The following is a 24,993-nucleotide window of genomic DNA, read 5'->3' as shown; positions in this document are numbered from 1 at the left end:
CTGATCGCTAATTTTCCATAAATATTCAGTACATTATATCGGATGACGTGGGGTTGTCATAGGAGAAGACCGTCCCGGTCACGGGTGACAGACGGGACAGCCTCTATATTGAATCCTTCAATTATTGATTCTTCTCAATGGCACGCTGGTAGATCTCAAGGTAATTACTCAGTCCGAGACCATCAAAGCCTTTGACATACGAATCCCATTCCTTTTCAATGCTCTTACTGCCAATAATGAACTGTGCCATATTCGTCTGCACATAATCCTTGATGGCCGTAGTCAGTTGCGCAGCTGATTCCGTATCCTCTGGACGAATAAATACGTTCGCAGGGTATACTTCTTTGGGTGCATAAGGTTCATACACATTGGTAGCTTGAGCCAGACGTGTACCATAACCCTCTGCTTCTAAAGGATTCTGTCCTTCCGCAAACAGATTACGGAACGTGTTGGACAAGTCATGTGCTCCAATCTGTGACCAACTCTCGTTCACAACAACGTTTGGATCACGCTCAGGCAGGTTGTAGTAGCTGTATTTGGCCGGCTCGCCATTGATGTTTTTCTCATCGGCATCTGCCTTCTTCCAGCCCTTGCCTTCAGTTGGTCCATACTCCGCGTACAGCGCACCTTCTTCACTGAACATGTAGTCTACGATTTTGATGGCGGCAATCTGCTGTGCTTCTGTCGCTTTGTTCGTGATGGCAAACTCAAACTCACCTACGCTCTGCGTGGCGCCTGTCGTCTGCACTCCATCTGGTCCTTTCAATGGAGGAACGATCTCCCAGTGCTGGTGACGGGTGATATCTTTGTCATAAGTATTCACGAGATAACTGACCAGCGCCGTTGTAATGGAGCCGACCACTTCATCGCCTTCCTTGTTCCCCAGCTGTCCAATCGCCTGATCATTCTGTGTAAAGGAAGCCGGATCAATCAGGCCATCTGCATAGAGCTTGTTCATGTACTCCAGCCCTTTCTTCCAGCCTTCCTGATTGGCGGCAAAACTCACCTTGCCATCGTTCACGATCAGATATTTGTCGTTGTCATTGTATATAAAGCTATTCATCAGGTAGGCATCAATGTTGCCATTCCATACATACTTGTTCGGTGCGCCTGTAAGTGGAATCTCGTCCGCTTTCCCGTTACCGTTTGGATCTTGTGTCTTAAACGCCTTCAGAACGGTATACAGTTCATCAGTTGTGGTTGGCATTTTCAGGCCCAAATTATCAAGCCACTCCGTGTTGATCCAGTATTTCTGTGCATACGTACAGTGGTAACATTCATTGAAGATAGGCAGCGCATAGATGTTGCCATCCGGTGCCGTAATAGCTTCTTTGAAGTATGGCTTCTCTTCCATAATCTTGGTCAGATTCGGACCATACTTCTGAATTAGATCTTGTAGCGGAAGGAACACGCCCTGTTTTCCATAGGTTTGAAGATCTGAGGTGGTGAACTTGCCGTGAAGAAATACTTCCGGATAATCACCACTAGCCAGCAGCAATTGTCTGCGATCCTGCAAGGCGTCCGTTGGGGCCAGATCCCATTTTAGGGTAACGTCGAACTTGTCTTCGATAAATTGGGTGAATTCATTCTCTTCCATGGACGCTTTGCCTTGCGGAGCAAAGAGGGTCATGGTTACAGGACCGCCGCTCTCCCCGCTACCGTCGCTACTTCCACCCGATTCCTCGGATGAACTGCATGCGGACAACAAAGCCACCGAAGCAAAGACCAGAAACAACATCGAAATCCAAGATTTTCTCAATCTGACTCCTCCTTTTTGTTCATAACGGCAAATTATTGACTTGTACTGCACGTTTATAAAATCGACCCCGGAAGCCGGCGTGTTCCTTCCACCTCCTTTCAAGAGGCAACCAGGCTTAACTCACAAGGATTAACCTTTTAGGGAACCAACCATGACCCCTTTAACAAAATGTTTCTGTACAAATGGATACATGATCAGAATTGGAATGCTCGCGACAACAATCAGTGCATATTTCAACACCTGCTCGAACCCTTGGTCCCGCATCTGTTGGCTGGTATTGGCGAGCATCGCCGGATCAGCCGCGTTCAGGATAAGCAGATTGCGAAGCACGTATTGTAGAGGGAACAATTTCTCGGAACGCAGGTAGATCAATGCATCAAAGTACGCATTCCAGTGACCTACGGCATACATGAGTGTCATGACTGCCAGAATGGGCTTTGATAAGGGAAGAACCACGCTGATCAGATACCGGATATCCCGGCAACCGTCCATTTCCGCGGCCTCCCCGAGTTCTTCCGGGATGGAAGATTGGAAGAAAGTCCTTGCCACGATGACCTGAAATACTGCGAGCGCCCCGGGCAGCCACATCGCCCAACGTGTATCGAGCAGGTGCAAATCCTTCATCAAGAGGTAGGTGGGAATCAGACCGCCATCAAAGAACATCGTGATCATCATGAAAATAATGATGGCACCTCGTCCATAGAACGATTTTCGTGACAAAGGATACGCCAGCATGACGGTCAGCACCACGTTAATGAACGTGCCCACCACGGTGTAGATGATCGTGTTATAGAAACCGAGCATAAGCTGTTGGCTTTTGAAAATGGAGATGTACGCCTTGATGTTAAAGTCTACCGGGAACAGCCACACCTGACCGGATGTCACGGCTCGTGAAGAGCTAAACGAAGAACTGATGATATACAAAAGCGGGTAAAACACCGTTAGCAGTATGGCGAACAGAAAGATATAGTTGAATGTCATGAAAATGCGGTCACCGAGCGGGTCCTTGATCCGGTTACGATTAATCAGGTTGAACATGGATAAACTCCTCCTTTACCACAAGCTGTTCTGGGATACTTTGCGCGATATGCCGTTGACGATAACCAGCAGGATCAGGTTGATAATGGAGTTGAAGAACCCTACTGCCGAGGAGAAGCTGAAATTCGCTCCGATCAGACCCACCTTGTACACATACGTGGAGATGACCTCCGAAGCGCTTGTGTTGAGCGGATTCTGCATCAGGTATATTTTCTCGAAGCCCACGCCCATAATGCTACCCAGACTCAGAATCAGCATGATAACGGTGACTGGAATGAGCGATGGGAGGTCGATGTGCCATATTTTCCGAAGCCTTGATGCGCCGTCCATCTTTGCTGCTTCATAGAGAGATGGATCAACACCAGCAAGAGCTGCGATATATATAATTGATGAATATCCCATACCCTGCCACACACCTGACCAGACATAGATCGATTTGAAGTATTCCGGAATACCCATGAAGTTCGTCATCGGGAAGCCGAGCAGTGTGAACAGCTTGTCTACCACGCCGACATGCGGGGAGAGCATCAGAATGATAATGGATACCATAACAACCGTTGAGATAAAATGCGGAGCGTAAGTGACCATCTGCACAGTCTTTTTGAAGTAACCCGTTCGAATCTCATTCAGCGCCAGCGCCAGAAGGATCGGAATGGGGAACCCGGCAATTAAGGAATAAAAGCTGATGCCTATCGTGTTTTTGATTAACAGCCAGAAGTTTGGAGATTGGAAGAAGGCTTCAAAGTGTTTGAATCCGACCCACGGGCTTCCCCAGATTCCTTTGACTACACTGAAGTCCTTGAAGGCGATTTGGACACCCACCATAGGGATGTACTTGAAGATCAACAGATACAATACCGGGGGCAACACGAGCAGGTAGAGTTCCCAGTGTTTCTTGAGGCTTTTGATGAATGGATGCTGCCGCTTGGGCTCCACATGTTTCCTCTGTTGGAGTTCCATCTTGGCGGGTATGCTTTCCGTAGCTCGACTCATTTGCGTCACTCCTTCTACACCTCAAGTGTAATAATACATTACATTTACATCCCTTAAACATCCTTTTTTCTGTTCCTAGTTCCTTGTTTAACAAACATGATGTAAACATTCATATCAGGTAGCGCTTTCTTGATTTGATAGTACATCGCCCGATAAACTTTTATCAATTTGCAATTTTCTCCGACTTCTCTTTATTCCACAAACCCTTGTGTGACAAGCGATTGCGAGCCGTTTCTATTGGGAATTGTGTCCCTTATGTATGAATAAAAAAATTCCGGAGGTGGTTATATCTCCCCCGGAATTGACATGGCATTCTTACATGCAAGTTCAAAAAGTTAACGATTCAGCACCGAGAAGGTTGTGAGAACCTGAAGGAGGAGGAGCGGAGTGTAGGCAAACCTACATGAGCACCGGACTCCGAAGGTGAACGCAAGATTCGATGTCGAGTTCGCTTCGTGGTTTACTTCGTGATCAATTGGGGACTTTTTGAACAACCTCTATGCGCTTGTGACCAGCCTGAACGTATGTGTGATCGGCGCTTCATTGGTTGTAGCGGACTGTGGCAGTTCCACGAGAAGTCCGTCTCCCGTCTGTTGATACGAAAGTACGTCATCGCTACCGACGAGTTCGATCCGCTCTACCTTTTCCAGATAAGGAATGATTAACTGTGGTTGTACGGTCTCATTCTCGTTTCGGTATATCCGGAAGGCATATACGGTGTTGATCTCTTCTTTCTGTGTGAAGGCCCAATCTTTCGTAAAATAAGGCCCGCATATCCGGGTTCCATAGACGCCTTCTCCATGAGTACCCAACCATTCACCGAGGCCCTTGATGCCTCGAATTGCCCCTTTTGGCAGACGCCCATCCGGTTGTGGTCCTACATTCAGCGCCAGGTTACCGCCCTTGGACACAACTTCGAGTAGAATATGTGCCAGCTGTCTTCCCGTTTTATACTGATCATCGAATCCGAAGGCAAAGGAGTTCCCCACCGTAATACAGCTCTCCCATGGAATGTTCATCGGATGTTCCGGTATGGTCTGCTCGGGGGTAACGATATTCTCATACGGTCCACCGACAGTGCGATCTGCGGACAGGAGCCAAGGTTGTGTGGTCTGACGTGCCCGTTCCACGACTTCTCCAAGCCTGATATCCTGACCATGGCGACCTTCGCGCACCCAGCCGGCATCCAGCCACAGACATTCGATCCGCCCGTAATTCGTCAGCAGCTCCATGATCTGCTCATGTGTGAACTCCACGAATTTCTCCCACAGCCACGGATACTTATGGGGATCATACGAAGGGCCGCGCCACATATGACGTCCACGCTCCATGCCCGGTGCCCAGTAATAAGGGGTATGCCAGTCCGCTTTGGAGAAATACGCTGAGATGCCGAGTCCTTTGGCCCGGAAAGCGTCAAACAGTGCTCGACAGATGTCCGCATACTTATGGGTATGAAAAGGAGTGTCCTTACCCGTAATTCGATAATCCGTCGTTTTGGTATCCCACATGCAGAAACCGTCATGGTGCTTGGTGGTGAACAGGAAATATTTGAACCCGTTATCTGCCGCCATCTGCGCCCATTCCTCAGGCTGGAAACGAATCGGATTAAAGGTTTTGTTCAGATCAAAGTATTCCCGCTTGAAGTCTTCCATGTCAACCGTCCAGTCGATGTCATCGCGTGACCAATCGCCGTCCTCGTCGCTCAGCGCCCAGGATTCCACGAGGCCAAGCTGGGAATACGGCCCCCAGTGCATCATCAGCCCCAGCTTCTGGTCCTTGAACCACTCCAACCGCTCATTCAGCAGCGGGTCCTCCGGTTTGATCCACTCGTCCTCTTTGCTAAAATTGTGCACGCCGGCTTCGACAAACTGCTCTTCCTGCTCCAGTACGATTTCTTTGGCTTCGCTCATCCTGTTTCATCTCCTCTGGATTGGATAAAAGATAAACCATGCATGTTACGCCTGGTCACTCCGAGTGCAGTACCATCTTTCGATCGCTGTTATCCCCAGATTTCTCTTATTTCACTGTATAATTGTTAGAAATCCAGTGATAAAGGCGAGCGCTTCGCTTCTTCAGATTGGTTCTGCACTCTCCGTTTTGGCGTAAACGCTAGTTTAACTATTAAGGGGCGTAGTAACTTTGTTATTTCGAGTGCGGTGCCATCTTCAATCACTATGGAACCCCTTATTTCCCTTGTCTCTATAAGGGAAATCCAAGCGGCTGATCCTGGCAAATGGGTAAAGTTGTTTCTAAGGAACACAGGGCGTCTTATTTAGCCTTTTGGTCCTTTTTTTAAATTGTAAGGAACATCAGACACGTTATTTCACGAAATTAGCTGATAAAAACGCTGTATACTGCTGCTTATTCTGATATAGCATGTGTCAGGTTCCTTAGATTCCTGCCAGCGCTTCGAATCCTTAAATAAGACGCCTGAGATTCGTTAGCACTCGCTCCCTGCTCTACTCCAACCGCGGGCCAAGAAGCCGACTCCGAATCCCGCCCCGAGCGGAGCTTTTCATTGAAAAGGAGCGAAGTGCTCATAACTTTTAATGCCACGGGAGTAGTAAAGTATCAACTATAGTATCAACGAAATACAATCCTACCTTTACAGCGTGATTTCGCGGCCCTGACGGGCTGATTCATAGATGGCACAGAGCATTTTCATCACTTCGACGCCGTCTTCGACGGGGCTAAGTGTTTCTTTGCGGCCCTGCGTACTGTCGATAAAATGGTTAATTTCATTACGGAACGAACCCATAAAATCGAATGATTTGAAGTCTACCTGTGGGGTCATGTTCAAAATAGTGTTGAATTTCTCACCGATGATCGAAATTTCCGGCTCCAACTCGGCACCGCCTTTGTCGCCATATAGTTTGACCGAGGTCTCATCCGCTTTGGCATGAAGCGTGAAGCTGACATCCACGAGTAGGCTCGCGCCATTCTCAAAACGAATCAGGGCATTTGCCATATCCTCTACGGTGTTTTGCTCCGCGTCATAGTCCGCTGCTTTGTAGAACGATAGATTGTTAATGTTCGAGCGGTTTCCTAATCGATTGGATACGTTAGCGGAGACGGATTTCACCTTCGGTCTGCCCATCAGATACCAGCATATGTCGATCACATGTACCCCGATATCGATCAGCGGGCCGCCGCCGGAGCGGTTGATATCCGAGAACCAGCCACCCGGATTGCCTAGACGACGCAGACTGGAGGCTTTGGCATAATAGATCTCGCCCAGTTCACCCTCGTCGATAAACTTCTTCAGAATCTGTGCATTGTCGCTATAGCGGCGAACAAAACCGACCTGAAGTAGCTTTCCGCTGCGGTGAACGGCCTTCTCTACTTCGAGCGCATCCTCAACGGTTTGGCATAGTGGTTTCTCACACAGCACGTTTTTGCCCGCGTCCAGAGCAGCAATACTAATCTCCGCATGGGAGTCGTTCCATGTACAGATGCTGACGGAATGAATTTCGGGCATTGCGAGCAGTTCCTTATAATCGGTAAACACATGAGGTGCATTATATTGCTTCGCGACTTCAGTGGCACGTACTGCATTCAGGTCACAGATGGCGTATATTTCAACCTCCGGGTTACTGGCGTACGCTTGCAAATGGCAATCGGATATGGATCCGGCACCGATAACGGCGACTTTCAATTTGGGCATAGTGCTGATTCCTCCATATATAAAATAATTAACGTCCAGCAGGTAGACGTTCCGGTTGCGAATCGTTCTTCCGATCGCTCTTATCCCCAGATTTCTTTAATCCCCTTTCTCAAAAGGGGAAATCCGGTGATAAAGGCGAGTTAATGCTTACGAAGTAGCTTTCTTGCAGAAAGCTTTTAGCTTCGTTTCTTCAGAATCGATTTCGCCCCCTCCACTACTTTTTCTGACTGAACTAACTTTCTGTCTGAGCCATACGTAACTATTCATATTTCATTTAAAACAAGTACTCAGCCCTATGCCTCTTCCCATAGGCGGCGGACGTTATCCATGGCAATGCGTGAGGCGGTTTTGCAATCCTCCATGCCTTCAAATTCAACCGAGATATATCCGTCATACCCGGATTTTTTCAATACACGGAATACCTCAGGCATGTCGATATCGCCATGGCCCACAATGGCACCGCGCAGGTAATTGCCATGCGAGGTTTGGAACCAGCCTTCACCGGGGTTCCGGTAGGAAGGTCTCCAGTAGAAGTCTTTGGCGTGCACGATCGACGCGTACGGAATGTTATTTTTCACGGCACTCACCGGGTCTTCGTCCACACAGAGGAAATTGCCGACATCCAGCGTGGTCTTAAAGTTACTCCGCGCCGTTTCGTGTAACAAACGCTGAATTCGCTCACTCGACTGCACATAGTACCCATGGTTCTCAACGCTTGTTGTGATTCCAAAATCCGCTGCATAATCGGCTATCCGCTGACAGGCTTTCACCAGTACCGGTAGGTCGATCTCGAACTGTGCTACAGTTCCCTCTGGTGCAGGGCGGAAAGCCACGTCATGACGCATCAGCTTCACGCCGAGCGCAGCAGCCACATCCACATGTCGCATCACATTCTGGATCTCTTGCTCCAACGCTTCGGCGTCCTCCTGAACAGCGAAGTTTGCGCCGATGGCGTAATTGGAAATGTCGATCCCGACCTCTTTTGCCACAGCTTTAATCTCATCAATCAACTCCGGATTATCGATCAGACTGAATCCCATCGGTACAATCTCCACATGTTCCCCGCCCTGATCAGCAATCCAGCGAATGGCATCCGGCACGGTCAATTCTTTGCGATCCAATGCTTGTTGCAGACTGTAAGTGCTGAGTCCAACTTTCATTTTTCCTCATCCTCTCCTGTAGGACGTGTCTCAAAACTCACTGAAGTGCATCTTTTACCGCCTTTTCGCCCCCTGCTGCGTCACTTTCCCTTGACGTGCCCCGGCACGCCTGCGGAAAATCTCCTTGCTTGGAACAAAAATTCGTCAAAATCTGCGTCCTTCGGAGTTTTCAGACACGCCCTAGTCAATGTCCATACCCAACGTATACCTTTTTCCGGCGGACACGACAATTCTCATTAATCGTTTGGCTCACCAATTTTCCTTTTTCTAGCCCAAATCCGGTGTATCTACAAACGTTACGGCCAGTTCAGACGTCTGATGAAGCTCGAATACCATGATTTCATTCTCACCTTCACGAAGGAGCGGGGCTGGTACATATAACGTTTTTTGCGGTCCTTTATTCCAGTAGCGCCCCAGATTGAATCCGTTTACAAATACAACCCCCTTGGTCCAGCTATCCAGACGCAGAAAAGTATCTCTTACATTCGTGATATTAAACTCTCCTCGATAAAATGCTGGTCCATTTACTTCATTAACTGTTTCGTTAATTGCCTCGCTAATCACATCACTAAATTGTAAACCCGACAGATCAGTTAATGGCAGACAATGAATCGTCCAATCATATAAAAATTGAAAGCCATGTCGTACCCCCTCCGTAATCCCCTTCGGATCTCTCAGGTATGGACCATAGTTGATTCGCCCCATATTTTCAGCAAGGATCAATAGTTCTGCGCCCTCTGGCGGTACTTCAAAGGAAATCGATAATTCCGTATTGCCCCGTTCGAACACACCTTGAAATTGCCCATCAACAAACACAAGCGCACGATCACGCACCTCCTGAACCACCAGTTCCTGTCGCTCCCTTGGGCCGGATATTCGGGTTTGATAACAAATAAAGCCATAATCCTGACCCAGCTTCTCCATTGGTTCCGGATTCGTACGCTGCACCGGGGCTGATATCCGGTCCATCTGCGCCAGTAATGACGCCTGTTGGGTCAACTCCACCCGCCCATAAGCGATGGTCCCCTTCGATTCTGGCAGCACAAGCTCACCCAGATCTTCATTGCTATACCGAGCAATAAGATTACGCACCGCATGGAACTTCGCTGTCGGCTCCCCGGATTCACTGAGCAGTGAATCATAGTCGTAACTTGTAATTGTGGGTTCGTATTGATCCTTCTGCTGACAGTTCGCCCCGTTATAAAATCCAAAGTTCGTTCCACCGTGGAACATGTAAAAGTTAACCGAGGCTCCTGCTCGAAGCATCTCTTCAAACACACCAGCCACATCTGTGGCTTCTCGGGTGTGATGTGACTCTCCCCAGTGATCAAACCAGCCGTTCCAATACTCCATGCACATCAAAGGTTCATCCGCCTGATATTCACGCAACTTGGCGAACGCTCCTTCCGTTCCTGATCCAAAATTAACTGTAGCCAGATGCCCCGGGACTGATCCCGCTTGCAGCATGTGGTCTGTCGGTCCGTCCGAGGTAAATAACAACACATCCATACCGCGCTCTACCATGCCATCACGTAAATAATGCAGGTAACTCGCGTCGTTCCCGAAGCTGCCGTACTCATTTTCAATCTGCATTGCAATGATCGGCCCGCCATGGGTGCTCAGAAGAGGTTTCAATTTGGGCAAAAGCACATCATAATAACGATCCACATTCTCCAGAAATTTTGCATCACTACACCGCAGACGAATTTCATCATCGGCAAGCAGCCAGGCAGGTAATCCGCCAAACTCCCACTCGGCACATATATAAGGACTTGGACGAACAATCACATGCAGACCCACATCTCCCGCAATGCGAATAAAACGTTCCAGATCAGCCATGCCTTCAAAACAATACCGGCCCGGCTGGGGCTCATGAACATTCCACGGCACATACGTTTCCACCGTATTGAAACCGCAGGCTTTCAGCTTGAGTAACCGATCCTCCCAATAGTCGGGGACCACTCTGAAATAATGAATGGCACCCGACAAAATCTGAATGGGCTCGCCATCATACATAAATTGTGAATTTTTATACGTTAGCACGGCCATATTACAACCCTCCCCGCTCGCTCAGATATATGCCTAACCCGGACAACGTAGGGCACCATCTGGATTCATGAATGCTTAAACGCATCTTACTCGATGTAACCTGTGGGAAACAGCAAATTCGCTTATACCCCACCACCGTCCCCTTGTAAAACTCTTCCCAACCACCATCTGCCCTCTGCGACTCCAGCGTAAAACGCTCAATCCGTTGGCCTGTCTGGATATGTTCCATCAGCACCACCCGGTCAAACGATCGTTCCCCCTGCAAATCCAGCTCGATCCAAGCCTGCTCCGTTCCTTCGTGAGGACACCAATACGTATCCCGTCGTTCCGTGAGCACTTCCGATACGGCATGTTGTTCATCCATCGTCTCCGATGCTTTTACCAGCGCCTGCAAGGCGAAATTTTCCTGAAAAATGGTGCGCAGTGAATCTCCCAATTCCTGTAGTCGCTCCACATCCCGCTCGTGAATGAGACCACGCATATCCGGTGGCAGATTGAGTAAAAAGGTGGCGTTGCCCCCCACTGCGCCGTAATAGACGGCGAGCAGTTCTTCCAGTGTTTTGACCTGATCATCTTCACTGGCATGATAGAACCATCCTGGGCGAATCGAGGTATTCACCTCGGCAGGGTACCAGATCAGTGGCTCACCTTGGGAACGAATGACCTCTCGGCTTCCCAAATCACCGTCCTGCGTATTGATCCTTGTGGCGAACTCACCATCATCCATCTGTTGCGATTGCTCCTGAATCTTCTCATTATCCTGCATATGCGCTGGCACAACGCTCCATTCCGATTCCCGTGTGTGTCCCGCTTCATTGCCACACCAGCGAACATCCGGGCCACATACCGAGATGACTGCTTCGGGCTGAAGTTCACGAATAAGCGCATAATAGGCGTCCCAGTCATAGACCTGCCTTTTGCCATTCGGACCCTCCCCACACGCACCGTCGAACCATACACAGAAGATGTCGCCATAATTCGTAAGCAGCTCGCGCAACTGTTGGAGGAAAAACTCGTTATACCTCTCGGAATCTCCATAAGTGGCTTCATGCCGATCCCAAGGAGACAGGTACACGCCAAACTTCAATCCACCCTCACGACAAGCATCGACGACTTCCCGAACCAAATCCCCCGTACCATTCCTCCACGGACTAGCCGCGACCGTATGCGCTGTAAACTGACTGGGCCACAAACAAAATCCATCATGATGCTTACATGTCAAAATCAGCCCCTTCATCCCCGCAGCCTTGCACGCCTGCACCCATTGCACCGCGCTCAGTTCAGAAGGATTGAATATCGCCGGGTCTTCCTCCCCAGTGCCCCATTCCTGATCCGTAAATGTATTTACCGTAAAATGAATAAACGCGTAGAACTCCATCTCCTGCCATCTCAGCTGCCGTTCGGATGGGCTGACCTGTGCTGCGGACTTAATCCATTCGGCTGGTTGCAGTTCACGATTCATGGCGTATCACTCCTTTTATTTAGCGCATCCCTATATCATTGGACCACCCTTGCTTGGACCACTACTCAGTGCACTACTGTCCATGAATGGATGTGACGCAAGCAATAACTGCTGCTTGGCTTCTTCAACCAAATGTGGATCAATGGGATAATTAAAGCTGCCTTTGTACCTCACGCCTGATCCCATATGGATTTCCGTAATACCTGTCTGACTCACTAGCTTTTGAATCCGCTCTATGGTGATCCCCGACCCTGCCATGACAGCGATGTTCAAGGTTTGCCCCAATTGCTGAAGCTGTTTCAGTTCCAGTATGGCTTCAGGCGCTGTCTGTTTCCCTCCCGATGTAAGCACACGCTCCACGTTGCCCAATGTGTTAATGGCCTTGAGCGCCTCAGTCAGGCTTGTGCTCACATCAATTGCACGATGAAACGTAACGCCCAAACCCTGAGCTTCGGCCATACATGATTGCAAGGATATGAGGTCGACTTCACCATTTCCGGTAAGGGCGCCGATCACAATGCCAGCGGCTCCAAGTTCCCTCGCCACGCGTACATCCCGGGTCATGGCGTGGATGTCATCTGCGCTATAGCGGAACGAGCGGCTATGGGGACGGATCATGACATACACCGGAATGGATACTCGGGATACCGCATGCTCCATGACACCATAACCGGGGGTAAGTCCTCCTTCAGACATCGCAGACACCAGCTCAATCCGATCAGCCCCTCCCTCCTCAGCTGCTTTGGCATCTGCCGCATCTACAGCGATGACTTCCAATACAGGCTGTCTTTCCATAATGTAGCTCCCTTCACTTCATCGTAGATTATTCCAAAACCGTTAACCTGTATCGATAGACATCACTCGAACTGCACACAGCCTGATCCATGACATAAAGGACCGACTGAACGCTTCATCAGCGCTCCTGCGGTCCTTCTTCATTATTATTGACGATGGTCAGCTTCCAGATCCCAATTTGCAAAGGCTGACCGTCCTGAACGATATATGGTTTGTCGGCAATGATCTTCATGATTGGATTCTCCTTTGGGGACCGGAATGGGCTAGCAAATAGAGAGTGCAACGGACATCATATACTTTGTTTGATGATTTTTGTTATTTTTGTTATTTATAATGTTATTATCAATTAGCAATAGTCTAAAACGTTAGGATCAGAACGTCAATACAAAAAAGACACCCCGAGGGTGTCTTCGTGTCTTGGATAACCTTCTGGTTATCCGAGCTTTTTCTATTTTCTACGCCGAGCCTTCGTCATTCGATTAAACATAATCAGTGCAGCAATAATCATGGCTATCATGGCAATATTACTCGCCACTTCTTGTGATAGTCCGAAAAGAACTCCCAGGTTAGTCACCAGGCCTCTTACAATCAGCGCCACCACAACCAGCAGAATTGGACTCAAAAAATTATAATTTCTCATTCCTCGCAACACCCCTGACCCCATTGTTCAGAACTACGAATCTCATAACACTATCATAACAGTAGCTATTCTGTGTTACAACAAAGGACACCTGCGTACAGTGTCCTTTGTCATATACCCACGTATTCTGCTTTGGATGACAGAACAACCTTTCGATTGCTCTTACCACCTGATATTTCCGATTATCTTCTACACCTGCTTGAATTCGATCCAGTCAATCTGGAGGCCTGGTTTCGTGAAGTCCAGTTTCAATTCATACAGTCCTGCTTCAAGATCTACTTTAACAAGTTTCTGTCTGATCCATTTACCTTCCGTACCATTCGTTTGAATGGTGGTTACCAACTGGTCATTCAGGAGCAGGTTACATGCACTTTGAGCGAGTTCCGGCTCAGGGGACATGATCTGTACGATAATCCGATAATGGCCGGCCTCGTCCACTTTCATGTAGACGGGTTCAGCTACTTCAGGTTTCACCTGTGCGTTCTCAACCAGTGCCTGAGCTTGTGCAACAGATAGGGATGCATTCGCTTGGAACGAAGCGACATTCTCCACTATCTCGTGTTTTCTGCCGGACACCGGTGCATTCATGATGAACTTGCAGATGTTGATCGCCGAGCGTTGCAGCTCTCCGCGCGTGAGTGTTCCATTTTCCAAGGATTCAATCGTGTTATCGTCCCAGCCATTAATCTCTGCGCCGTAGTTCGGTACAACCATGTAGAGATCATTCTGCGCACGAATCATCCAGTTGGTGTATTTGCGATCAGCTTCTCCACCTTCGGTCACATCATTCATAATCGCCCACCAGTCGGTCATTACGATTCCCTCGAAATTCCATTCGCCACGCAAAATCGTGGTGTTCAGGTCGTAGTTTGATGCTGCCCAGTGTCCGTTAACCGGGTTGTAGGAGGTCATGATGGAGTTTGCTCCGCCTTCTTTTACAGCGATTTCGAACCCTTTCAGGTAAATTTCACGCAGTGCACGTTCGGACACAACAGCATCTACTTTACTGCGGTGTTTCTCCTGGTTGTTGCAGGCAAAGTGTTTCAGTGTGGCATTGGAACCACCCTTCATGATACCTTTCGTACATGCTGCGGCAAATACACCCGAGATCAGTGGATCTTCGGAGAAGTACTCAAAGTTCCGGCCATTAAGCGGGCTCCGGCGGATATTGAGTCCAGGTCCGAGCAGGGTATCCACCTGATTTCTTAGCAATTCCTGTCCTTCCATCACATACAACTCTTCAACAAGATCCTTGTTCCATGTCGCCGCAAGCAACGTACCAATGGATACCTGTGTTGCCTTTTCGCCACTATCCATACGAATACCGGACGGGCCATCTGCCGTACATGCTACCGGAATACCGTAGTTAAACAGGCTGTCGCTGACACCACCAAATGCAGATGCCGTCCCCGAAGTAACGAGCGGACTGCTCATGCCTTCACCACGGACAATCGCTGCCAGATCCTGATCACTCAGTTGAGCGATGAAGGTTTCCAGACTCACTTTGCCAGCCTTAACGTCACTCAGCTTGTGGCCCTGGTTACCTGTCTGCTCCAGCGTTTGCGGGAGATTCTGCTCAATCCGGTTCGCCATGGATATCTTACGTTTCGGTACTTCTGCATAAGTCAGTTCATAAGATCCATCTTCCTTGCGCGAACCTGGTTTCATCCGTGTAAAATCTTCAGTTGGGGCCATCGCTTCTTGCAGTTGCTCCACCAATTGAAGAGATTCAATCACATATCCATCCTGGCCATCAATGCTGATATGCTGCACTTGTTTCACACTGGTTCCTACATGCAGTCGGTATGTGCCTTCTTCCAGAACATATGCGGAAGCAAAACCTGTAACGCCTGCATCATCGTAAGATGCCATCGCATGGATCGGGAAGCTGATCGTCAGAAGTTCTGACTCGCCCGGCTGCAACAATCCTGTTTTGCCAAAAGCCACCAAAGCCTTCACCGGTTGTCCCAGTTTGCCTTGTGGTGCTTCATAATAAACTTGCACAACCTCTTTGCCCGCATATGTTGTACCTGAGTTGGTCACATTGACACGAACTTCAATGTAGGTTTCGCCGTCTTTGGACACGGATTTTGCTTCTTCGTGTTGGGCCAAAAACGTCGTATAAGACAGGCCGTAACCGAATTCAAACTGAACGCGCTCAGGTCGAAACGTTTCGAAATAACGATAACCTACATAGATATCTTCCTGATACAGGTTCTTGAACTCATTGCCGTAGTTGCTTGTCGAAGGGTAATCTTCGATGGAATATGCAATCGTATCTGTCAGTTTACCGCTTGGTGTAACGTCCCCCGCCAGCACATCGGCAATCGCATTACCACCCTCCATACCGCCATGCCAGGAGTAAATTACGCCTTGGATCGGATGTAGATACGTTTCGTTTAACCAGCTCATGTCGATGATATTTGAGACATTCAACACAACGATTGTGTGTTCAAATTGCGAAGTAACTTGCTTCAACATCGCTTTCTCATCTTCTGTCAGTTGGTAACTTCCTGGCGCATCCGCATTATCCTGGTCTTCTCCTGCTGTACGTCCAATCACGATAATGGCTTTGCTGGATTTGCTTCTAGCCTGTGCAACCAGTTCATCCGTCAAAGGCATTTCTTTCTGATTCCATGGCTCAGCCGCCCATACTTTTCCGCCATCATCAAATGGATTTTCCTCGATCCACTTCTCATAGACAGCTGCCAGCTCTTCATTGACCGTTATATTCTTTTTGCTGCGCAGACCATCCAATAGATTCGTTGTATAAGCCACATGTACACTACCGCCTGAACCTGTACCGCTGCGATAATAATTCACTTGAATCCGTCCAAAAACTGAAACGTTTTCGTTTTCACGAAGTGGAAGCACTTGGCCTTCATTTCTGAGTAAAACGGCTCCTTCAGCGGCAACCGTACGACTAAACTCTGCAAACCCTTCCAATGGAACTCCGATTTGATGTGTGCTCAATGATTTCCCTCCTGATTGTCATCCCCATATCTACGAATCGCTATATATGAAATGAACTAACAAAACGTACATTCGGCCACTACTAGGACAGAACAACCCTTCGATCACTCTTATCCCCCGATTTCTTGATTCCCTTTTCCTAAGGGAGAAATCCGTTGATAAAGGCGAACGTTTATGCTTCTTCAGGTTATTTCTGTCCTCTCCGTTTTCATGTTTGTTTCTTACGCTCATTTGATATAAAAGATATTCTATGATCTGGTAGATTCACTTGTACATAGTCTCATATTAACAGATTCTATCGAAGAAATTAAATTAGATTTGTGCTTTATTTATATTATTAAAAAATGTCCAGGATTAGTGGCATAATAAAAAGTCACGGACACCTGTTGTCCGTGACTTTTCTTGATTTTATATTACTCATATTAAGTCGTAAGTTTCGCATACACCAGGAAGAATAACATGTCTTCGCCCATGATGACATAACCCGGAACCCGGTAGACCAGATCAACAAGGACAAATGCCACCAGTAACCCCACCATGACTGCCAGATGACGTGGTCGGAGTCGTAGATGTGCGTGTCTGTAACGGTGGAACACAATTGATGTCGACAAGAAATACAACAGCGCTGATCCAAATACAAACCCTATCATGAACACATAGTTTAACTGGTTCTGATATAACAGCTGAATTGAGGCAGCGATCATACTCATAGAGATGTAGATGAACAGATGGCCGTATATGATCGCTTGCCCGGCAGTCTGAATCTCTTTGCTGACCTTTTTCTCCACGTTGTCGAAGTATTGCCACCATATCGCAATGACAAAGATGGACGTAAAGGCGGCAAACAGAATGGATTTCATATCCCAATGATCGGCTTGCAGCACTGCAATAATGCTTACCACCGATTCACCCAACAGGATGAGTGTAAAGAGCGCGAAACGTTCCAACAAGTGATGGGTCTGAACCGGTACCTTCACCAGATTTTTGCGTCCGATCAACGGAAGTACGATGTCCACAGCAATCCCCGCATACAAAATCACGTAGCGTAACCAGGAATCGAAGAACAATGAACCTGATGAGATCAATATGCCAATAAGGAAACAGATACCCAAGTAACGAGCAGCTTGCTGCTGATGCTCGCCTTTTGACTTGTGAGCCGTCAGATACTGAATCGCCGTAAATGCCCGTGAGCCGATATATCCAATGAAGAAGGACAGATAGTATTGGTCAAAATGGGTAGAAAGGCTTGCCGTCATGACCATAACGGACAGAAGCTGAAGGATGAGGAATATTCGATGGATCAGGATATCTTGACCATAGCGGTTAATAAACAAGGTCTGACCAACCCATGCCCACCAAACAGGGATAAAAATAAGCACAAACTTCATTAGATATTCAAACGTAATTACTCCGTGTTCGGCATGCAATAAGACATGACCCGCTTTGGCGACCGCTGCTACAAAGAGCAGATCGTAAAACAGCTCCAGCCAGGTAACCTTTTTCTCCATCATCCTTCGTTGCTCCTTTAGGTTTTCTCATACTACAACGCCTGTTGCTCACTCAGTACCTAAATCGCTGACTTGGTGACGCGCCCAGAGGAAAAGCTCTGAGCGCCATCTACCTTACTTCATTGTACTGTAGCAGGTGCGAGTGTTCTTACTTCAATCGGTTGCAGATTGTCCTCAATTTGAGGGCGGTATTTCTCAAACCACTCAGGCAGCATCAATTTTTGTCCAAGCGAATCAGCAGGTTCATCTTTGGCAAAGCCCGGAGGATCTGTAGCAATTTCAAACAGAATGCCGCCAGCTTCTCTGAAGTAGATTGCGTTAAAGTACTGACGATCCCGCACTGGAGTCGGTTGGTACCCGTAATCACGTACAGCTTCGCTCCACTGTGCATGCTCCTCATCATCTTTGGCGCGCCATGCAATATGGTGCACGGTTCCTGCGCCGCCCATACCCAGAGCCATACGGGTCACTGGAACATCTACGACATTACCGATATCCCCGCTGGACCGGAAACGGGCATACTCTTCATTTTCATTCACTCTGACAAATCCCAAAATTTTCTCAAGAGCATCCATCGTTCTTTGCGGGTTAACACTGAACAGGACAGCACCACCGAAGCCTTTGATTGCTTTATCTGTTGGAATGCCCTCGTGCGCCCAAGTGCTGGTTGCTCCCTCTTCCCGTTCAACAAGCTCAAGCCGCAGGCCTTCGCCATCTTCGAATTGAAGCAGGTCTTCATTGAAGCGACTTGTTTTGGTTACCTCAATGTTATACTGTTCCAGCCGATTCTGCCAGAAGCCAATCGACCCAGGAGGAATGACATAGGAAGTGATGCCGACCTGACCTCCGCCAATTTTGCCCCGTGGTGATCCAGCCGATGGGAAGAAGGTAATGATGGTACCTGGGCTTCCGTGTTCATCTCCAAAATACAGATGATATACATCAGGTGCATCGAAATTGATTGTTTTTTTCACCAGACGAAGTCCCAGAACTCCGGCATAAAAATCAACGTTGGCCTGTGGATCTCCTGCGAAAGCTGTAATATGGTGAATACCTGCTGTTTGAATAGTCATGATTAATTCCTCCTTGGTTTGGTAAGCATGTTTTGAATTGAGTAGGTGTTGTACATATTTGAGTTAGTTAATTGATTTATAGTAAGTTTGTATTATCTTTAAATTAAGATATATGATCTAGCGAATTGTATTCTAGTCGTTATTTTGATTGGCCTGTTCTTGTTTCAATTTATCAGGAGTCACGTCATCGCCGTTTGGATCATAGATGGTTGCATTCAGCAGAATGTCGTTGACCGAACCGCGAAAAGTTTGCAGATATTCCTGGCGAAGACGAACCTGTTCCTCTTTCTCCATCTCCGTCAATCCGCCCTCTTTGGCTTTTCTTGAAAGTTCATTTATTCTGGTCAATGTTGGGATCATCATCTTGATCTCTCCTTGTGTAATGGATTAAAGATATTTGTTTGTGGTTGTTATTTATATTTAAATTAAATATCTTAAGTTAAAGATAAGTGATTTATGAGCGGTTGTCAACACTTTTATCAAAACTAAAATAAATGGACCTGTTCCCGCTTAACGCCCTGCTAATTTAACTATGAATTCAGACAAAAAGGGATAGACCCGCAGTATTTGGTGCACTGCTAGACTATCCCTACATGTATTTATTTGATTAGCCCAGCTTTTGACCACAATTCGGACAAAAGTTGGCTCCTTCATTTTTGGCTCCACAGTTCGGGCAGAAGTTTGGCTTCTTGTTGCCTTCTGTAGATGAAGATGTATTTGAACCACCGTTGCTATTTCCCGCTGGTTTCTGGTCGTTATTTTGATTCTGAGACGAATTGGAATTATTGTTCTGGTTTTGGCCTTGATTTTGGTTCATGTTTTTCATCATTTCATTGGCCATGTTCATACCCATCATCATGCCCGCCATATCCGAAGCTGCGCCGCCGCCCTGAACTTTACCGGATGAGATGCCGTCTGTCATGCTGACCTGTTGATACTTTTGCAGATTACCAATCATCTCATGCGAAGCAGTCTTTGTAATCATATCCTGAATCTCTTTTGGATAGTTGAAACTCATCACTTGGAAACCGGTAATCCCAATGCCGATGTCCATCATCTGCATATCCAGATCTTCCTGAATACCTTTGGCAATATCCGATGCGTTGGCCTGCAGGTTGAACATATCCTTCCCTTCGCGGCTAATCCACTTCATCAGAAGCTGATCCAGCACGGAAGTGATTCGGATTTTGACATCCTCCACCAGATAACTCTGCTTGATCCCTGCAATCTTATCAATCAGGGTCACGTAGTCACTTACTTTAAAATTAAATGTGCCGTTGGCCCGAATCGGCATCCCGCCCGGGAGTTGTGGTGTTGGAATCAACACCGGACTTTGTGTGCCCCACCGCACGGTGAACTCTTTTGTATTTACAAACAAGACTTCGACCCGCATGCCGCTGTTAAATCCAAATTTGAATCCTTTTAATGTAGAAAGAAATGGAATGATCTCGGAATCGATATTAAATGATCCTTCGTCCTCGAAAATGCCTTCCACTTTACCGTTATTCAAGAAAATGGCGTCCTGACCCGAACGGATGATCAGTTTACTCCCCTTCTTGATCTCCCGGTTGCTCCACTTCCAAAATATCATGTCATCTCTGAATTCTTCCCATTCCACCACATTCGAAAACTGATTTCTGAAAAATCCCATACTAATTCCCATCCCTTCTATTAGTAAGCATTGTGTACCCAACATGCCTGCATTAAGTTATTGCGAATGTCCGTGATGCTAGAAAGATCGGCTGCTACCGCTATGGGAATGGCCACCTTGGGTGGTGCCTCCGCCGCCTCCTCCGCCACCGTTGTTATTGTTCTTCTCAATCTTGTGTTTGGTGACCGTTGTACGAATGTACCGATCCTGACGATCAATTACACTGGAGTTACTGGAATCCTCATAAGTCGCACGATTGACCGTGACACGTCCTCCAGAACGATGGGTCATTATACCAACTACAATTCCTCCGATTGCCACGGATACAGCAAGTTGAAACCACGTCTTAAAGAGGATATTATCCGGGTTTACCCCGGGCTTAAGATCCATATATTCGTAGGAGAGCTCCAGATATTTTTCAAAAGCCAATCTATAATTTCCATCCGATACATCTGGGGCAATTTTGGCCGTAATTTTATCGGCTCTGCCATTGTCGATATACTCTTTCCCTTTGTAAAAACCAGCCAGATACATCTTCCGATTGTACATGTCTATTGTAAGAATAACTGCGTTTCCATGCGTTTTATCGTAACCAAATCCCTGATCGTCATAAAAGTCTTCGGTAAGCAGTTTTTCACTTTTATGCTCCTCGTTATTGGAGGTATAGATTACAAAATCCGTCTGCCGTTCCGCACCATACTGATTCGCAAGTAGATTCAATTCACTTTTCTCCTGCTCACTCAGCAGGTTGGCCTCATCGTAGATGAGATTTTTGCTCTCCGCTGCGGATACCGATGACATGGGAATCAACGGAGCGACAAGGGTGATCATAAGTAAAATGAGCGTAGCCATCACGGCCAGAGGGGTTCTTTTTCTCATAAGAATCCACCTCCCATCATCCAGGAAACCAGCTTCAGTGACAACAACGAGACCGCTGATACCCCTGCGAACCATCCTGCCACTTTAGCTTTGCTGATCGGTGGTTTACCGACCACCTTACCTGTCTGACCATTCATGGCAAAGGTATACTGTGCCCGATTGTAGTCATAGTTGACCATCCACACTGGGAGCAGCACATAGTCCGCATTTTTGAGCGTAGTATCAATCTGTTTGTCCGTGTAGCTCACGCTGGTATATCCGGATACAGTTGAGGCAATATAAGAATCAATGTACGATCTCGTTTTATCCTTGGCCCGTGGGAAAAGTTCCTCGTCCGTATAACTGTATTTTTCCGCAATGTACCCCGCCAGATACGGGGTCTTGAACAATTTCAGCTGATTATATGGAAAAGGCTCAAGCTTATCCATCAGTTCATCCTTCATTTTCTCCGATGCATCGATGGGCAGATTCACGTAATTCAGCCGAATTCGGCGGTATATATCAAAATGCTGTGTTTCCGTGTAATGGTAGTCGCCCTGGGTGTAGGATCTGACCTTGGTGCCACGACCATGCACTTCGATTTTGTTATGTAACTCGTACAACCAGAACGGCACGTACATGCCGGTAATGCTCTGAATCCGATCGGCGGACATGAAGCCACTTGGCGTTAACAGGCCATTTCTGCACCACTTTTTGAAAGCCTGCTTGGCTTGATCCTTGTTGATCGAAAAGGGAATCACCATCGCAGGGGCCAGATTGCCCGTCAGCCGATCACTGAGTACAACCGCTGCACCGCAGAAACTACATGTCGTCGCACTGGTCTCCGGTTCTGTCACAATGTCAGCTCCGCAGCTGTTACAGTGGTATTCTTTGACCTCATTTTCGATGAATACTTGTCTCTTCAAGGGATCGGGGATCTGCTCTATGTTGTCCTGGCGGCCGCAGCTGGGACAGGATAATGCACCTGACACACTGTCAAAGATCATACCACTGCCGCAGTTTGGACATTTATATTCAATAACCGGCATCTGCTCACCTCAATGTTAACGAAATGGTGTAACGTATTACTTATTCTTCAGCTTTTCCTGAATCGCTGCGAGTTCTTCCTCTGCACTTGGCGACGCACTCTCATTATTACCCGCATCTGCGTTCATGTCCCTCTCCAACTGGGCAATTAATTCGTCCAAATCATCTTCCTGTGCCCCAGCACGAAGTTCTGCCAAAGCCTCTGCTTCGTTCAGCGCCTGGTTCGCCTTGTCTTCCATGGCCTTCAATGTAGCATCAGCTCTGCCCGCAGATGCATTCCGTTCGTTGGCCTGTTGCTGCGCCTTTGCATCTGCCATGCGACCTTTCAGTTCTGCATGCCGCGCCTCCAATTTCCCCAGATCTGCAACGAGTTTATCATTCATATGTTTCATCATCTTCGCTTTGGCAGAAGCACGTTCATAGGCAACCTGTAATTCGTTCAATTTGTCAGTCAGCTTCACTTTCTTCTCCAGAAAACCACGTGCCTTGTCTTCGTCTCCCGACTCCGCCGATTTTTCCGCATACCGCTGTAACTTGTTGACCTCGGCGTTGCACTCATCCAATGCTCGCTTCGCCCGGCTCTCATCCGACAGCACCGCTGCCGTTTCAGCCTTCACCTGACCCAGATCACTGCTCAGGCTGCGCATATATTCATTCACACTTTTCTCCGGGTCTTCCGCCCGAGACAACATGTGGTTCACATTGGCCTTCATCACGTCTCTAAACCTCGATAAGATTCCCATGACTTGTTCCTCCTCCGAAAAGTTCATATGTATACTATAATACATGAATACGCCCACATACGTTTCACATTTCACGATGGCAAGTGGAGTTACTACGATCCAAATCCGTACTATAAAAACGTAATATAAGAAAAGACGAGCACTTATAGTGTCGCCTTATAATCCAAAAATCCTCTCCTAATTCTCAGTTCTTTCTTCCTAGTTTACAGTCCTTTAATGAACAGCACACTTTCCTCTGCAATCCGATCTGGATCCGTATTATGTATGTAATGACCGCCATCTAAAATCTGATATTGTCCCATCTTCACAGACTCGATATAAGTTATTAGGTACTTTTTCCAATTCTCAACGGGTAACTCTTCTCCATTAGATATGAAAAAATACATCGGCACATCCGGAATTCCCTGTGTAGCAACTTTTGTTGCATTCTGTTTAATCATGTTGACTTCATCATTCATATTCGATGTCTGCGTATTCTTGTAGAATAGCGCCCGGTAAAGTTCCTCTTCCTGAGGAGACAGGTGATCCTCCTTAATCGCAGCGGATGAATCCACAATCCCGGGGAAAAAGCGTGTAATCCCCATTCGTGCTCCCAAACCTGTCAGACTCATCATGCCTCCCGAGGGCAAAGGATATGCTTCATATACCTCTGGAATAGCAGGGTCCAATCCAATAATCGCCTTAACTTCGGTTGGATACCGTTGTGCCCAATATAATGCTTCAATGCCTGACATGGAATGCGGAAACAACACATACGGTGGATTCTGGCCAGCTAAAGTCAGCGCTGTTCTGGTTTCTTCCAATATCGTATCGATATCGCGGGACACCTTGGCCGTTTCACTGAAGCCATACCCTGCCTTCTCAACTACAGCAATTTTGTATTGTTCAGACAATCTGGAGTAAAGTGCCTTGAAATCCAATACAGGAGCGGATGTACCCCCACCTGACAGAAAGACCAGTGTTTGTGACCCAGAACCTTCTGCATAGACATGCATTTGGTGATTATTCACGTTAACCATTGCACCTGGCGGCGACAGAATACTCAACTCACTCTTGAGCTTAATCGTATGATTCGTGAAACTAATTACAATGAACATTAGCATGACACCCAATATTGCCAAAGCACCATACCCCAATCTCTTCAACACAATTCTCATTGGTTCCCCTCCAACGTGATGTACACTCTTATTTATTTTATCATGTACATTGGAAGTTATATGAGATTTAATCCTTTTCTCATCGCGCTCTAATAAATCCCTACCTGATCTACGGCTCGACCGGAAGACTCTCCACCGCTGTGAAAAACACATCCAATAATTCAACGTTATACGTTTTATGGACGTATTCGGTTATTAACGCCACATCCTCTTCCCTCTGATACTCCAGACATGGGCGGCCCTCACTCCACAGCACCCTGCACGGGAACTTCCCAACAACATCCTTAATGATGTGATCCGGCTCAGCCACTTTATGAATGTCTCCCATATGTAATCTCCTCATTTCTCTATACTTATCGTGTGCAATTATGCATTAATTTTGAAATACATAACGATTCGATTCAGTGCACTTCATCACATTCC

Annotated in this window: 20 protein-coding genes; all 20 read right to left on the bottom strand. The window is 47.3% G+C overall.

The window, feature by feature from the left end:
- Positions 1-121 precede the first annotated feature (121 nt).
- The 20 genes from AC1DE7_RS25110 to AC1DE7_RS25015 all read right to left on the bottom strand — a co-directional run bounded on the left by AC1DE7_RS25110 (position 122) and on the right by AC1DE7_RS25015 (position 24,898).
- Complete coding sequence (locus tag AC1DE7_RS25110; protein WP_282319716.1) at positions 122-1,759, bottom strand: type 2 periplasmic-binding domain-containing protein; 1,638 nt, start codon at positions 1,757-1,759, stop codon at positions 122-124.
- Between the two features lie 129 nt (positions 1,760-1,888).
- Positions 1,889-2,797, bottom strand: a complete 909-nt coding sequence (locus AC1DE7_RS25105) for a carbohydrate ABC transporter permease (protein WP_017691189.1) — start codon at positions 2,795-2,797, stop codon at positions 1,889-1,891.
- Positions 2,798-2,812: 15 nt separating this feature from the next.
- Positions 2,813-3,790 carry an ABC transporter permease gene (locus tag AC1DE7_RS25100; RefSeq protein ID WP_017691190.1) on the bottom strand — a complete coding sequence of 326 codons (978 nt, stop codon included), beginning with the start codon at positions 3,788-3,790 and terminating at the stop codon, positions 2,813-2,815.
- Positions 3,791-4,287: 497 nt separating this feature from the next.
- Positions 4,288-5,700, bottom strand: coding sequence for an alpha-L-fucosidase (locus AC1DE7_RS25095; RefSeq protein ID WP_477535404.1), 1,413 nt, complete (start codon positions 5,698-5,700; stop codon positions 4,288-4,290).
- Positions 5,701-6,395: 695 nt separating this feature from the next.
- A complete protein-coding gene (locus AC1DE7_RS25090; protein WP_076254236.1) occupies positions 6,396-7,454 on the bottom strand; it encodes a Gfo/Idh/MocA family protein in 1,059 nt (352 codons plus the stop codon).
- A 293-nt stretch (positions 7,455-7,747) separates the two neighbouring features.
- Positions 7,748-8,614: a sugar phosphate isomerase/epimerase family protein gene (locus AC1DE7_RS25085; RefSeq protein WP_477535403.1), complete on the bottom strand. Its 867-nt coding sequence runs from the start codon at positions 8,612-8,614 to the stop codon at positions 7,748-7,750.
- Positions 8,615-8,881: 267 nt separating this feature from the next.
- The gene (locus AC1DE7_RS25080) at positions 8,882-10,663 is read right to left on the bottom strand and encodes a glycoside hydrolase family 35 protein (RefSeq protein WP_477535402.1); all 1,782 of its coding nucleotides are present in this window, start codon (positions 10,661-10,663) and stop codon (positions 8,882-8,884) included.
- A 1-nt stretch (position 10,664) separates the two neighbouring features.
- Positions 10,665-12,125: an alpha-L-fucosidase gene (locus tag AC1DE7_RS25075; RefSeq protein ID WP_477535401.1), complete on the bottom strand. Its 1,461-nt coding sequence runs from the start codon at positions 12,123-12,125 to the stop codon at positions 10,665-10,667.
- Positions 12,126-12,155: 30 nt separating this feature from the next.
- Positions 12,156-12,920: a copper homeostasis protein CutC gene (locus tag AC1DE7_RS25070; RefSeq protein WP_477535400.1), complete on the bottom strand. Its 765-nt coding sequence runs from the start codon at positions 12,918-12,920 to the stop codon at positions 12,156-12,158.
- 448 nt (positions 12,921-13,368) lie between these two features.
- Positions 13,369-13,542, bottom strand: coding sequence for a hypothetical protein (locus AC1DE7_RS25065; RefSeq protein WP_244661153.1), 174 nt, complete (start codon positions 13,540-13,542; stop codon positions 13,369-13,371).
- Positions 13,543-13,749: 207 nt separating this feature from the next.
- Positions 13,750-16,533 (bottom strand): glycoside hydrolase family 3 C-terminal domain-containing protein, encoded by a 2,784-nt coding sequence (locus AC1DE7_RS25060; RefSeq protein ID WP_477535399.1) that lies wholly within the window; start codon positions 16,531-16,533, stop codon positions 13,750-13,752.
- Positions 16,534-16,955: 422 nt separating this feature from the next.
- Positions 16,956-18,044, bottom strand: a complete 1,089-nt coding sequence (locus AC1DE7_RS25055) for a low temperature requirement protein A (RefSeq protein WP_477535398.1) — start codon at positions 18,042-18,044, stop codon at positions 16,956-16,958.
- A 116-nt stretch (positions 18,045-18,160) separates the two neighbouring features.
- Positions 18,161-19,114 (bottom strand): ring-cleaving dioxygenase, encoded by a 954-nt coding sequence (locus tag AC1DE7_RS25050; protein WP_477535397.1) that lies wholly within the window; start codon positions 19,112-19,114, stop codon positions 18,161-18,163.
- 132 nt (positions 19,115-19,246) lie between these two features.
- On the bottom strand, positions 19,247-19,474 hold the full coding sequence (locus AC1DE7_RS25045; protein ID WP_036616421.1) for a DUF896 domain-containing protein: 228 nt from the start codon (positions 19,472-19,474) through the stop codon (positions 19,247-19,249).
- Positions 19,475-19,721: 247 nt separating this feature from the next.
- A complete protein-coding gene (locus tag AC1DE7_RS25040; RefSeq protein WP_339285034.1) occupies positions 19,722-20,765 on the bottom strand; it encodes an SPFH domain-containing protein in 1,044 nt (347 codons plus the stop codon).
- 78 nt (positions 20,766-20,843) lie between these two features.
- The gene (locus tag AC1DE7_RS25035; RefSeq protein WP_477535396.1) at positions 20,844-21,644 is read right to left on the bottom strand and encodes a TPM domain-containing protein; all 801 of its coding nucleotides are present in this window, start codon (positions 21,642-21,644) and stop codon (positions 20,844-20,846) included.
- On the bottom strand, positions 21,641-22,672 hold the full coding sequence (locus tag AC1DE7_RS25030) for a TFIIB-type zinc ribbon-containing protein (protein WP_477535395.1): 1,032 nt from the start codon (positions 22,670-22,672) through the stop codon (positions 21,641-21,643). Before AC1DE7_RS25030 ends, AC1DE7_RS25035 begins: the two co-directional genes overlap by 4 nt.
- Before the next feature lie 36 nt (positions 22,673-22,708).
- A complete protein-coding gene (locus AC1DE7_RS25025; RefSeq protein WP_315370708.1) occupies positions 22,709-23,413 on the bottom strand; it encodes a PspA/IM30 family protein in 705 nt (234 codons plus the stop codon).
- A gap of 203 nt (positions 23,414-23,616) precedes the next feature.
- A complete protein-coding gene (locus AC1DE7_RS25020) occupies positions 23,617-24,570 on the bottom strand; it encodes an alpha/beta hydrolase (RefSeq protein WP_405158280.1) in 954 nt (317 codons plus the stop codon).
- A gap of 109 nt (positions 24,571-24,679) precedes the next feature.
- The gene (locus AC1DE7_RS25015) at positions 24,680-24,898 is read right to left on the bottom strand and encodes a hypothetical protein (protein ID WP_076329625.1); all 219 of its coding nucleotides are present in this window, start codon (positions 24,896-24,898) and stop codon (positions 24,680-24,682) included.
- Between the last annotated feature and the right edge of the window lie 95 nt (positions 24,899-24,993).

The organism is Paenibacillus sp. 10L310, from assembly GCF_056395745.1.
Note: the sequence above shows the minus strand (reverse complement) of the source record. Positions and strands in the feature narration are given on the sequence as shown.